This window comes from Rubrimonas sp. (assembly GCF_036788415.1).
Taxonomy (GTDB): domain Bacteria; phylum Pseudomonadota; class Alphaproteobacteria; order Rhodobacterales; family Rhodobacteraceae; genus Rubrimonas.
In genome coordinates this window covers 1-12,461 of record NZ_DAIQNN010000081.1, presented here as the reverse complement: position 1 = coordinate 12,461, position 12,461 = coordinate 1, and the positions used below count along the sequence as shown (strand labels likewise).

General features: G+C 72.4%; 9 protein-coding genes and 1 pseudogene. 1 reads left to right on the top strand and 9 read right to left on the bottom strand.

All coding sequences use genetic code 11. From position 1 onward, the window contains the following. Positions 1–99: 99 nt before the first annotated feature. The 8 genes and pseudogenes from V7Q31_RS14635 to V7Q31_RS14600 all read right to left on the bottom strand — a co-directional run. Positions 100–219 (bottom strand): annotated as a pseudogene (locus tag V7Q31_RS14635) (ATPase); the annotation flags it as partial. Positions 220–430: 211 nt separating this feature from the next. Further along, positions 431–1,648, bottom strand: a complete 1,218-nt coding sequence (gene chrA, locus V7Q31_RS14630) for a chromate efflux transporter (RefSeq protein WP_333834601.1) — start codon at positions 1,646–1,648, stop codon at positions 431–433. 562 nt (positions 1,649–2,210) lie between these two features. Next, positions 2,211–3,923, bottom strand: a complete 1,713-nt coding sequence (locus tag V7Q31_RS14625) for an ABC transporter permease (protein ID WP_333834600.1) — start codon at positions 3,921–3,923, stop codon at positions 2,211–2,213. Further along, positions 3,920–5,035, bottom strand: coding sequence for an ABC transporter ATP-binding protein (locus V7Q31_RS14620; RefSeq protein ID WP_333834599.1), 1,116 nt, complete (start codon positions 5,033–5,035; stop codon positions 3,920–3,922). The genes V7Q31_RS14625 and V7Q31_RS14620 overlap by 4 nt, the downstream gene beginning before the upstream one ends. A 7-nt stretch (positions 5,036–5,042) precedes the next feature. Next, positions 5,043–6,047 carry an extracellular solute-binding protein gene (locus V7Q31_RS14615; RefSeq protein WP_333834598.1) on the bottom strand — a complete coding sequence of 335 codons (1,005 nt, stop codon included), beginning with the start codon at positions 6,045–6,047 and terminating at the stop codon, positions 5,043–5,045. Positions 6,048–6,137: 90 nt separating this feature from the next. Then, positions 6,138–7,250, bottom strand: a complete 1,113-nt coding sequence (locus tag V7Q31_RS14610; RefSeq protein ID WP_333834597.1) for an ABC transporter substrate-binding protein — start codon at positions 7,248–7,250, stop codon at positions 6,138–6,140. Further along, entirely contained in the window at positions 7,240–8,334 is a 1,095-nt protein-coding gene (locus V7Q31_RS14605; RefSeq protein ID WP_333834596.1) for an ABC transporter ATP-binding protein, read from the bottom strand. Before V7Q31_RS14605 ends, V7Q31_RS14610 begins: the two co-directional genes overlap by 11 nt. Then, complete coding sequence (locus V7Q31_RS14600; protein ID WP_333834595.1) at positions 8,331–10,169, bottom strand: ABC transporter permease; 1,839 nt, start codon at positions 10,167–10,169, stop codon at positions 8,331–8,333. Before V7Q31_RS14600 ends, V7Q31_RS14605 begins: the two co-directional genes overlap by 4 nt. Before the next feature lie 122 nt (positions 10,170–10,291). Between V7Q31_RS14600 and V7Q31_RS14595 the strand changes: the two genes are divergently transcribed. After that, positions 10,292–10,834, top strand: a complete 543-nt coding sequence (locus tag V7Q31_RS14595; RefSeq protein WP_333834594.1) for a protein phosphatase — start codon at positions 10,292–10,294, stop codon at positions 10,832–10,834. 97 nt (positions 10,835–10,931) lie between these two features. Here the strand turns inward: V7Q31_RS14595 and V7Q31_RS14590 are convergent. Further along, the coding region (locus V7Q31_RS14590) for a bifunctional metallophosphatase/5'-nucleotidase (RefSeq protein WP_333834593.1) at positions 10,932–12,461 on the bottom strand (1,530 nt) is incomplete at its 5' end.

Sequence of the window (12,461 nt, the reverse complement as noted above, 5' to 3'; positions counted from 1 at the left end):
AGCCGAGGCGCCTCGGCCATGGCAATCGCGTATTGAAGCCAGAACAGCGGCTCTCCATTCACGCGCTCGTCTTAGCGAAGGCGTTCGTAGACGGTACCAATAGCCGAGTTCGCCGAGTACAACGAAGTCGCAGCGGGAGCGGGCATCGGCGAGGCGGCCTTGGCGGCCGGCGCGCGCCTCGACCGCGTCGAGGAGATCCTCGCAGACCGCGCGACCACCCCGCACTCCGACGCCGGCAGCCTCTCGCAGCAGGCCGCCTCGCGCTGCGGCGGGCGCGGCGCGCGAACCTGCTGGCGGCGCAGTGCGGCATCGAGGGCTGGTGGCGCGACGCGATCTCCAAGCGCTGCGCATGACGGCCGAGGCTCCCGACGTCGCGCTCGCGGCGAGGTCGCGGCGAGGTCGCGGATCGCCGCTCGGCTTCCGCTGAGCCTCAACCGGCCATCGCGAGCGCCGCGCCGCCGGCGGCCGCGAAGACCACGACCAACCATGGCGGGGCCTTCCACGCCGTCAGCGCGACGAAACAGGCGAGCGCCAGCGCGAAGTCGCGCATGTCGCCGACGGCGCTCGTGAACACCGGCGCATGGAGCGCCGCGCCGAGTATGCCGACGACGGCCGCGTTGGCGCCCTGCATGGCCGACTGCGCCTGCGGCGCCGCGCGAAAGCGGTCCCAGAACGGCAGCACGCCGATCAGGATCAGAAAGCCGGGCAGGAACACGGCGATCAGCGCCAGCGCCGCGCCCGCCGCGCCGTTCGGCTCGGGGCCGAGCGCGGCGCCGAGATAGGCGGCGAAGGTGAAGAGCGGTCCGGGCACGGCCTGCGCGGCGCCGTAGCCCGCGAGAAACGCATCTTCGCTCACCCAGCCCGGCGTCACGACCTCGGCCTGCAGCAGTGGCAGCACGACATGGCCGCCGCCGAACACGAGCGCGCCGGCGCGGTAGAAGCTGTCGATCATCGCGAGCGTCTGCGACGCCCCTGCCAGAAGCGGCAGCGCGAAAAGAAGCCCGACGAACAGGGCGAGCGCCGCCGCCGCCTGCGCGGGCGTCACCGGCATCGCGACATGCCCGCCGACGGGCGTCGCCGCGCCGCGCCCGAGCGCGAGGCCGGCCATTGCGCCCAGCGCGATCGCGCCGAGCATGCCGAACGCGCCCGGCAGCACGGCCAGCATCGCGACCGCCCCGACCGCGATGCTCGCCCGCTCGCGGTCGGGGCAGAGGGCGCGGGCCATCCCCCAGACCGCCTGAGCCACGATGGCGACCGCGACGATCTTCAGCCCGTGCAGAGCGCCGGTCCCGAGCGGGTCGCCGATGGATGCGGCCGTCGCCGCGAAGATCGCCAACGCCAGCGCCGAGGGCGCCGTGAAGGCCGTGAAGGCGGCGAGCGCCCCGAGCCAGCCGGCGCGCATCATGCCCAGCGCGAACCCCACCTGGCTCGACGCCGGGCCGGGCAGAAACTGGCACAGCGCGACCAGATCGGCGTAGGCGGCGTCCGACAGCCACCCCCGGCGGGTCACGAGCTCGTCGCGGAAATAGCCCAGATGGGCGATCGGCCCCCCGAAGCTGGTGAGGCCGAGCTTTAGGAACGCCGCGAACACTTCGGCGGGGGCGCCCCTGGCCGGCTTCGCCTCGTCGCTTCGCGTGGTGTCGGCCATGGCGCTCGCATCTCGCTCGGTAAGTCGCGTCGCCGGCTCGACGCCGCCCCCGCCCCGCCGTTTTGCCGCGATCATGTGGAGCCTTTACGACACTCGGCGCCGATGCGCATCGCTTTTGGCGATAACGCGGCGCATTCGTGGCGCAGAGCGCCCGAGTCGACCCTTTCGATGCCGGGCCTGTCCGATTCCGCGCATGGGGCGAGCCTTGGATTTCTTCGATAAATGAATGCGGAACCCGAAGCCTATCCTGACATTCCGCCGCATCGCCTCAGCGCCGCCCCGATGATGGGCTGCATCGATCTCCGCGACCCTTCCGTCAAGATGCTGTCTTAGGGAGATTTTCGCAGGGGGCCCGGTAAACGGTTTCCTGACGCGGCGCAAATCCGGCTGGAGGATGTCGACGCTCGCCGTGTTCGAGGCGTCGACGATCGTCCGGGGCCGGCAGCGCCGCCGACCGCCATGATGAATCGCCCGACCCAGCTCGATTCCGGGATCTCCGAGAGCCAGCGCCGAAACCGTGCCGCGGACGCCAGAGCGCTGCTCTGCGCGGGCGCAGCCGCTCTCAAGGCGCCGCGTCGAGCCGCTCCTCGCGCATGCCGCCGGCCAGCGCGAAAAGGACGAGCGCGGCGACCGTCACGCCGACGAGCATCGCCGCGTAGGCCGCCGCGATGCCGACGTCGCCGCCGAGCGACTGCTGATATGCCGCGATCGGCAAGGTGCGCGTCGCGCCGGTGTACAGCACGATCGACGCCGACAGTTCGTTGAGGATTTCTACCCAGGCGATGGCGGCGCCGGCGAGAATGGCCGGGCGCATGAGCGGGACCATGACCCGCGCGAAGCCGCGCGCGGGGTGCATGCCCAGGTTCTGCGAGGCGTCCTCGAGGCTCGCGTCGATCTGGAACACCGAGGACGCCGCCGCCCGCGTCATGTAGGGCAACCGCCGCACGACGTAGACCAGCCCGATGATCGTCGCCGTGCCCGTCAGAAAGAGCGGCGGGCCGCTGAACACCTGCGCGTAGCCGATGCCCAGCACGGTGCCCGGCACGACGTACGGGATCATGACCAGCAAATCGATGGCGCGGGCGAGGGGGCCCGATCGGCGCGTGACGAAGTAGCCGAGCGCGGCGCCGGCGACCACAGTGACCACCAGCGCGACGCCCGCGAACATCAGGCTGTTGCTCAGCGCGCCGCCGATGATCGCCCAGGCCCTCGCATAGTTGTCCAGCGTCAGCACCGGCTGGAACACCACGCCGCGCACCTGGAGCACCGAGGAGACGAGGATCACGACCAGCGGCAGGTTGGTGACCGCGACCAGCGCCGCGACGCTGACGGCCATGGCCCGCCCGCGCCATCCCGGCAGCGACGCCGGCGCGCGGCGCGAGCCGACGTCGGTGGCGACCGCGCGCCGCGCCGCCAGCAGCCGCGCGAGCAGCACCAGCGCGAAGGCGATGGCCACCAGCAGCATGCAGGTGGTCGCGGCCATGCCGGTCTCGCCTCCGACCTCGGAGACAAAGAGCGAGTAGGCCAGCGTCGCGAGCACGGGATAGCGGTCGCCCTCGCCGAGGATCGCCGGCGTGCCGAAGTCCGAGATCGCGCCGAGAAAGACCAGCAGCGCCGCAGTCACGACGGCCGGCAGCGCCAGCGGCAGCGTCACGCCCAGCGTCACCCGCAAGGGTGGGCGACCGAGGCTCGCGGCGGCCTCCTCCAGCGCCGGGTCCACGCGCATGAGGGCGGCGCGCACCACGAGGAAAACCAGCGGGAACAGGCTGAAAGCCGAGGCGAGCGCGATCCCGTAGGGACCGTAGATCGTCGGCAACGCGATGCCCGCGTCCCGCGCCGCCAGCGTCACGAAACCCGATCGACCGAACAGGATGATCCAGGCGTAGGCCCCGACGAAGGGCGGCGACAGCATCGACAGGAGGACCGCCACCTCGATCCAGCGCTTGGCCGGGAAGGCGTAGCGGGCGAAGACGAAAGCCAGCGGCAGGCCGACGAGCAGCGCCAGCGCCGTCGCCAGCGCTCCGGTGACGAGGCTGTTGGCGAGCGCGCGGCGGAAGAAGCCGGCGCCGAAGAAGCTGGCGAAGTTCTCGAACCCCAAGGCGCCGCTGCGCTGGCCGGTGAAGGCCTGCCGCGCCAACTCCGCCAGCGGCAGCGCGACGAAGATCAGCAGGAATGCGAGCGCGCCCAGGGCGACCAGCGTCCAGGGGTCGCCGGCCCAGCGCCGCAGCGATGCGCGCCGAAGGCTCCGCTCCGACCCCAGAGCGGCCACGGTCACGCCAGCCGCCGCCCGTTCTCGCGCGCGAACAGCCGCGCCCGCCCCGGCGCCACCCCGAGGCGGATCGTCTCGCCGTCGCTCGGCAGGTCCGGCCCGGAGGGGAGTTCGACGTCGAGCCGCGCGCCGCTGGCGCGATGTTCGACCTTCAGTCGCGTCCGCGGCCCGAGATAGGAGCGGACGAGGACGCGCACGGCGAAGCCTGGCGCGGCGCCGGGAGCCGGACGCAGATCCTCGGCCCGCACGCCGAGCCGCACCGGCCCCTGCGCGGCGACGGCACGGTCGAGCGGCAACACCTCCCCGCCCGGCAGACGAAGACATGCGCCTTCGACCTCGGCCTCCAGCCAGTTGCAGCCGCCCACGAAGTCGGCGACGAAGGCGTTGGCGGGCTCCTCGAAGATCGCCTCCGGCCTGTCGATCTGCTGGATGGCGCCGCCCTGCAGCACCGCCATGCGGTCGGAGATCGACATCGCCTCCTCCTGGTCATGCGTGACGTAGAGAGTGGTGATGCCGAGCTCGCGCTGCATCAGCCGGATCTCCTGGCGCATTTCGATGCGCAGCTTGGCGTCGAGGTTGGACAGCGGCTCGTCCATCAGCAGCAGGTCGGGCTCGATCACCAGCGCGCGGGCGATGCCCACCCGCTGCTTTTGACCGCCGGACAGGGCGTCGGGGAAGCGGTGCGCCAGATGGTCGAGCTGGACCCGGCCCAGCGCCCGCGCCACCCGCGTCGCGCGCTCGGCCGCGGCGACGCCGCGCGCGCGCAGGCCGTAGGCGACGTTCTCGGCCACCGAAAGGTGGGGAAACACGGCGTAGTTCTGGAACACCATGCCGAAGTTGCGCCGGTGCGGCGGCGCCGCGTCGATGGCGCGCCCGTTGAGGAGGATGCGTCCGGCGTCCTGCGCGACGAAGCCGGCGACGCAGCGCAACAGCGTGGTCTTGCCGCAGCCCGATGGGCCGAGCAGCGTCAGCAACTCGCCCCGCCGCACGGCGAGGTCGATGCGGTCGAGCGCGCGATGGTCGGCGAAGGCCCGCGAGAGCGCCTCGATGCGCAGGTGAGAGGCGGCGATCCCTTGGGCCTCCGCCTCCGTCCGCGTCGCCGGCATGGCGTCGTCCACGCGGGCCTCAGGCCCGGGCGAGCGCGAGATAGAGCTCGCGGTATTTTGGCGTCGCGGCGCGGACCCACGCGGGATCGGGGTTGTTCACGGGCAGCTCGGTCGCCGGCGGCACGTTCGCCGGCGCGGCGACGTCGTCGCGGATCGGTCGGCGGCCGAAATTGCCGACGATCAGCGCCTGCCCCTCGGGCGAGACGACGTAGTCGAGCAGCGCCCGCGCGCCCTCGGGGTTCGGCCCGCCCTTGATCAGCGCCATGGCGTCGGCCGACAGGGCCACGCCCTCGGTCGGGTAGACCGTGCGCATCGGCGCGCCGCCGTCGATGAAGCGCTGGGCGCTGTCCTCCAGCGTCAGGCCGACGGCGTATTCCCCGCCAGCCACGCCGCGCGGCACCGCACCCGAGCTGCCCGTGACGATGAAGTTCGGGAACATCGCTTCGAACAGCGCCCAGCCGGCCTCGTCGCTCGGGGCGGTGTGCACGATCTGCAGCATCTGGATCAGCGCCGAGCCGGACTTGTCGGCCCCGGCGTAGGCCGCGCGGTCCTTCCACTTCGGATCGGCGAGATCAGCCCATGCGGTCGGCGTCTCGGCCTCGGACACGAGGTCGGCGTTGACGCACAGCACCGCCGGCACCGTGACCGAGAACGGCGACCAGATGTCGCTGACCTTGATGTCCGCGCGCACGGCGTCGATCCCGGCGGGGGCGTAGGCCTCGAACGCCTCGGAGTTGGCGTCGATCCCCTCGCCGCCGATCGAGATCACGCAGTCGCCGAGCGGGCGCGCGGCCTCGGCCCTGACGCGTGCGATCAGCTCGCCCGAGCCGGCTGCGACGGTCTCGAGGGTGAAGCCGGTCGCGGCGGTGAAAGCGGGGGCCAGAGCGTTCACCGCATCGACGAAGGCGGTGTAGACCGCGACGGTCTTCGTCTGAGCGCGCAGCACGCCGGGGGCGGCGAGCAGGGCCGCGCCGCCGGCGAGGCCGGCCAGCGCGTGACGGCGGGAGACGGAGTCGGTGTTCATGAGCGGGCTTTCCTGGCTAGACGGAGAAAAAATGCGAGGGCGCGGCGGATTTGCGCCGCCGCGCCCGTGCGCCAGTTGGCGACGCGGCGCTCAGCGCGCGTAGCTCAGGCGCCAGAGGTCCTGCCAGTCCTGCCGCCGGTCGAAATCGTCGGCGGCGGTGGCGGCGTTGAAGAAGAACACCCGGTCCACCGCGCCGCCGACGCCCGAGGGCTCGTCTGCGGGGAGCGCGGCGTCGAGATGAGTCGGCATCTTGCCGTCCTCGGTCTGCGGCGCGATGCCCTCGGGGGTCATCACGTAACGGACGAACAGCTTCGCGGCGTTGGGGCTCTTGGTGCCGGTCGCGATCAGGGCGAGCTTGGGGTTGGCGAAGCCGGCGAAGGGTTCGGCGTCGGCGCAGAAGCCGAGCTGGTAGCCCTTGGCGGCGTTGTCGCGGAACTTCGCCGTCGAGACGATCCCGACGAAGCTCTCGGTCTGGCCGGGGGCGCCGACTGCGTCGGCGATCGCCTGGTCGCTTTCGGTGAGCAGCGGCGCGTTGGCGGCGAGCCTGGCCACCCAGGCCGCCGTCGCCGAGCCTTGCGAGGCGTCGAAGGCTTCGCCGTAGCGGGCCTGGAAGGCGGCGGCCATCGTCGCGTCGCCATGCGTCTCCATCTGGTTGAAGAAGTCGACCAGCTCGCCGCGCTTGAGCGGATCCTGCAGCGCGACCCGACCGCGGAATTCGGGCTCGGTCAGCTCCCAGACATTGCCGAAGGGGCAGGTTTCCGCAGCGCCGGTGTTGAACGCCCAGACCACCGGCGAGTTGTTGGGGACCAGCGGGTTCTGGAACTGCGCGGGGATCCTGTCGGCGAGGTCGGGCGGCAGCCAGCTCTCCATCGCGCCCTGCGGGATGAGCTCGAGCACGCCCGCCGGCGCGTCGCCGAGGATCACCACGTCGCCGCGGACGGCGCCGGCCTGCGCCTCGCGCAGGACCAGCTCGACCTGATCGTCGGCCGAGACTTTCTGGCCCGTCGCCTGCACGCCGTATTTGGCGGTGAAGGCTTCGGCCATCCCCTTGATCTTGCTGGTGCTGTCATAGACCGTGATCGGCGGCTCGGCCTTCGCGGCCTCGATCAGCGCGTCGAGGTCGAAGTCGCTCGCCGCGGCGGGAAGCGCGAGGGCGGCGGCGGCGAGCGCCAGCGCGGCGCGGCGGGTGAGGTCATGTCGCATGAAGCATCTCCGTGTGCGGGGGGTGGGGGACAGGCGCGGGCAGGCGCCGGCCGGACGCGTCGAAGCAGTGCGCGGCGGCCGGATCGAAGGAGACGGGGACCATCGCGCCCGCCGCGGCGTCGGGGCGCTGATGGGCGAGGTGGAAGAGCGGGCCGCCGGCGCAGCCGAGTTCGACGATCCATGCCCCGCCGGTCGGCAACACGCCCTCGACGCGCGCCTGAAGCGCGACGGGGCCGGGGCCGAGCCGCAGCGCCTCGGGGCGCAGGCCGATCTCGGCGGTAGCTTCCGGCGCGTGCGGGCGCATCGCCGCGGCCAGCGCCGAGGGGCCGTCGAGCGCCGCCATGTTGATGGGCGGGGCGCCGACGAACTCGGCGACGAAGCGGGTGGCGGGGCGGTCGTAAATCGCCTCGGGCGGGCCGACCTGCTCGATCCGGCCCGCGCGCATCACGGCGATGGTGGAGGCCAGCGTCATCGCCTCCCACTGGTCGTGGGTGACGAAGATGACCGTCGCCCCGGTGGCCGCGTGCAGGCGCTTGAGTTCGGCGCGCATCTCCAGCCGCAGTCGCGCGTCGAGATTGGACAGCGGTTCGTCGAGCAGCAGCATCCGCGGCCTGACGGCGAGCGTTCGGGCGATCGCCACGCGCTGCTGCTGGCCGCCCGAGAGCTGCGAGGGGTAGCGCCCGGCGAGCTCCGCCACGCCCAGCAGCCGCATCGCCGCCTCGGCTTCCGCGTCGCGCGTCGCGGGCGGTGCGCCGCGCAACCGCAGCCCGAAATCGACGTTGCGGCGCACGGTCAGATGCGGCCACAGCGCGTAGTTCTGGAAGACGAGCCCAAGGTCGCGCCCTTCGGCCGGGACGAACGCGCCCGCTTCCGGATCGGCCATGACGCGCCCGCCGATGGCGATGCGCCCCGCGCTCGGCGCTTCGAGCCCGGCGATCATCCGCAGAACGGTCGTCTTGCCGCAGCCCGACGGCCCCAGAAGACAGAGGAAATCCCCCGGCGCGACGTCGAGATCGACGCCGTCCACCGCCACGGCCTCGCCATAGCGCTTGACCACGCCGGACAGCGAGGCCCCGGCGCTCATCGGCCCAGCCCCGCGGCGAGGTCCACCCCGAGCAGGCGCTGGCCGAGCAGCGCGCCGGCGAAGCTGATCAGCGCGATCGTCAGCACCACGCCGTTGGCCGCCTGCAGATAGTTGTAGTCCACCAGCCGCAGCGAGAAGGTCGTCAGCACGTCGAGCCCCGGCACGGCGAGCAGCGCGAACAGCGTGAGGTTCTTGGCGCCGGAGATGAAGGGCAGCAGCACGGCGGTGAAGAGCGCCCGGCGCTGGATCGGGAGCACGATCCGCCGCATCCGGCTCCAGAACCCCGCGCCGAGCACTTGCGCGGCCTCCTCGGGCGCGCGTCCGAGCTGCATCATCGCGCTGATCCCGGCGCGCGAGGCGAAGGGCATCTGATCGGCGACGAGCGCCAGCACCAGCAGGAGCGTCGTGCCGTAGAGCGCGGGGATCGGCCCGCGCGGAACGGCGAACAGGGTGAGATAGGCGAAGGCGAAGGCGACGCCGGGAACCAGATAGGGCAGGAACGTCACCTGCCGCAGGAAGCCGCCGAGCCAACGGACCGGCGTGCGCGTGGCGGCGTGGCCGACCATCAGCCCCAGCAGGCCCGCGAGCAGCGCCGCCGTCCCGACGATGCGCAGCGTGTTCCACGCGGCCGCCCAGAACTCGCCGCTGATCAGCAGCCCCTGCGGCAGACCCACCGTGTCGAGCCCGCTCCCGATCCAATAGTCCAGCGTGAAGTTCGACGCCGCGAAATTCCCGGGCGCGCGCATCAGCGTCGAGAGCGTCAGCACGCCGAGCGGGATCGCCACGCCCGCCGCGACCACAGCCCCCGCCAGCCCCGCCGCCGGCCAGCGCCACGCCCCGAGCCCCGCCGGACGGTCGATCGCGCCCTTGGCGCCGATCACGGCGAAGCGCCGCGCCTCGCGCAAGAGCCACAGGTCGATGGCGAGCGAGGCCGCGCCGAGCAGCAGGATCGCCGCCGCGATCACCGCCGCCATCCCGGTCTGCCGGGAGCCGACGCTGCGATAGAGCGACGTCGACAGCACGTCGAAATTGACCGGCAGACCCAGCACATAGGGCACGCCGAAATCGCCGATGCACTCGGCGAAGACGAGGATCGCCGCCGAGACGAGCGCCGGCCGCATCAGCGGCAGCGCGATGCGCCGCGCCGCCTGCGCCTGCGTCGCGCCGAGCACCCGCGCCTGCTCCTCGAGCTGGGCGTCCATGTTGCGCAGGGCGCCGCCGACCAGAAGGATCACGAAGGGCGCGTAGTGCAGCCCCATGACGATGGCGATGGGCAGGCCGCCATAGGCGAGCCAGTCGGGCGGGGAGAAACCGAGCCCCTCGAACCAGCCCTGATGCCCGCCGGTCGAGCGGTTCTTGAAAAGCGTCGTCCAGGCCAGCGCGAAGGTCCAGCCAGGGAGGATATATGGGACGATCAGCGCCGAGGCGAACCAGCGCCGGCCGCCCATGTCGGAGCGCGCGAGCAGCCAGGCGAGCACGCCGCCCAGCGCCAGCGCCAGCGCCATCCCCGCCAGCGCCACCGCCAGCGTGTTGCGCAGCGGCGTCCAGAAGAGCGGGTCGGCGACGCGTGAGATGAGCGCCCGCTCGACGTAATAGGTCGTGAAAGACCCCGGATCGGCGCCGATGCGGCGGGCGTCGGGGAACTGCACGCGGACCGCCTCGGCCAGCATCGAGACGACCGGCGCGACGATCAGCCAGGCGAAGACCAGCGACAGCGCGACCGCCGCGAGCGTGGCCGGATCGCGCAGCGCGAGCCGCGCGCGCCAGCGCAGCGCCTGCAGGCGCGCGGGCGGCGCAGCGGGCGGCGCTGTCGGTGCGGCGGCGTCGAACTTCATGCGCGCCAGTTTCCGGGCGCGCGGTCGTACCGGAAAGGCAAGGATTTATGACACGCGCGCGCTCTTGCCTGCGCTGGCTACCCGGGGCTACCCAGACGCCGGACCGTGCGAAAGGCCACAGGATGGACGAAGACCTTGAACGGGAAGCGCGCGAGGACGCGCGTCCGGCGATCGTCCCCGTCGCGGCGGGGCTGTGGCTGGGCAATCTCGCCGCCGCCTGCGACGCGGAGACGCTGGCCCGGCGCGGGATCGCCCAGACGCTCAACCTCGCCGTGAACGCCGACGTCCCGCCGCTGACGCTTCCGGACGGGACGGTCCTGCGCCGCGCCAAGATCGGGCTGATCGACGGGCCGGGCGACGCGCCGGTCCATCTCGTCGCGGCGGCGCTGGCCATCTCGGGGATGCGGGCGCAGGCCGCGCCGGGCAAGCCGAGCTATCCCGACCACCGCCCCGGGGGCCTGCTGGTGCATTGCCGGGGCGGGCGCAGCCGTTCGGTCGTCGCCGTCGCCCTGCATCTGGCGCGCACAGGGGGGGGCGACTGGCGCATGGAGATCGCCCGGCTGCGGGCGCTCCGCGGCCTTGATCACAACCAGCCCGGCGCGGCGATGCTGGCGCTGGGGGAGGCCGCCTGGCCGCTTCTCGCCGCAGTCCCTCTGAAAGACTGACCGGATCCCCGCGCGAAACGGACGGAAATCCCGTCAGGCCGGGATGATCGACGGCGCCTCGCGCGCCTTGCCCCGCCGTGGCCGTCAGCCGACGACCTCAGACGACCCGCAGCCGTCCGTCGAGCGCGATCCCGGTGTCGGGCGACACGGCGCCGAGCGCGCGGATCTGGGCGATGATCTCGTTGCGGTAGACGAGGCCGGTGTGGTTGTAGCTCCAGCCGCGAATGTCGAGGCCCGGAATCTCGCCGGGCGCCCCGCCCAAGATCGGCGCCCCGTTCCACGCCTCTCCGAAGCCGCCGAGCTGGATGTAGCTGTTGATCGCGAGCGTGAAGGTCCGGTCGAGCTGCTCGGCGAGCGGCCGGCCCAGCACCTCGACGTCGACGGCGCGGGCGTCGGCCGCAGAGGCGCCCAGAGCGATCGCATAGCGCAGGCCGCTCGAGAAGTGCAGGAAGCCGCGGGAGACAAACCCGTTCAGGTCGGCTTCAGCCAATTCCTCGGGCCTCAGCACGCGCTTGGCGTTGCTGTCGAGCATCTCCTGAAGCTGCCGGCCGGTGATCGCGGCCACATGGACCTGATCGGCGTAGGGCATCACGTCGAACCACGCGCGGAAACTCAACGGCCCTTCTTCGACGCCCGCCGCAAGTCCCGTGGCGTTGAAGAGCGCGAGGTCCACCGCGCCGTTGGGGAAAGTGGCGGACCGCGCGACCAGCGCGTCGTTCATGAAGTTCGCGAGCGCCGTCTCGCCAATGTAGCGGTCGGCGATGGTGCGCTCGCGCGACAGCAGCCCCTCCGGGTCGACGACTTCGCCGATGGTCTCGGCCAGCTTCGCGTCGAGCGCCGCGATCATCGGCGCGATCACCTCGGCCTCGAAGCCCGCGTCGTAATCCTCGTCCTTCTCGGCGGCCTCATAGCCTGCGTCGCCGGGCTTCAGACGGTCGTCGCGACGCTTGGTGGCGTGCAGCGACACATTGGTGAACCAGCCCCGCCGCCCGTTCTCGGCGGAGATCGACATGGCGACGTCGCCGAGGTGGCGGCCGTTCGCGGAGGCCTGCGCGATCAGCACGCCGTTCAGGACGTTGTCGGGGTCGAGGCCGCGCTCGTTCAGCGTCGTGTGGGTGTGGCCGCCGATCAGCACCACGGGCTTGTCGGTCAGCGCGCCCGCGCGCTCCGCCAGCGCGAAGTCGCCGTCGTCGATGCGGCGGGCGAAGGCGGCGCGACCGCTCTGATGCGCGCCGGCGCCGTAGCCGCAATGGGACAGGATCACGACGACGTCGGAGACCGCCGAGACTGCGGGCGTCACGTTCTCGAGCGCCGCGACCGGGCTCGCCACTGCGAGGCCGGGGTCGGCCTCGGTCCCGACGCGGGTATCGACGGAGGTGGTCAGGCCGATCACGCCGATCCGCAGCCCCTTGGCCTCGAGGATCGCCGCCGCGTGGTAGTCGCGGTCGCGGCGCATGTGCGCGGAGCCGTGGATGTTGGCCGAGAGGATCGGGAAGGCGGCGTCCCGCTCGACGCCGATCCGCAGCATCTCGGCGCCGCGGTCGAACTCGTGATTGCCGAGCACGGCGATGTCTAGCCCTGCGGCGGAGGCGGCGCGATAGCCGGCGTCGGCCGCGAACTCCTCCGG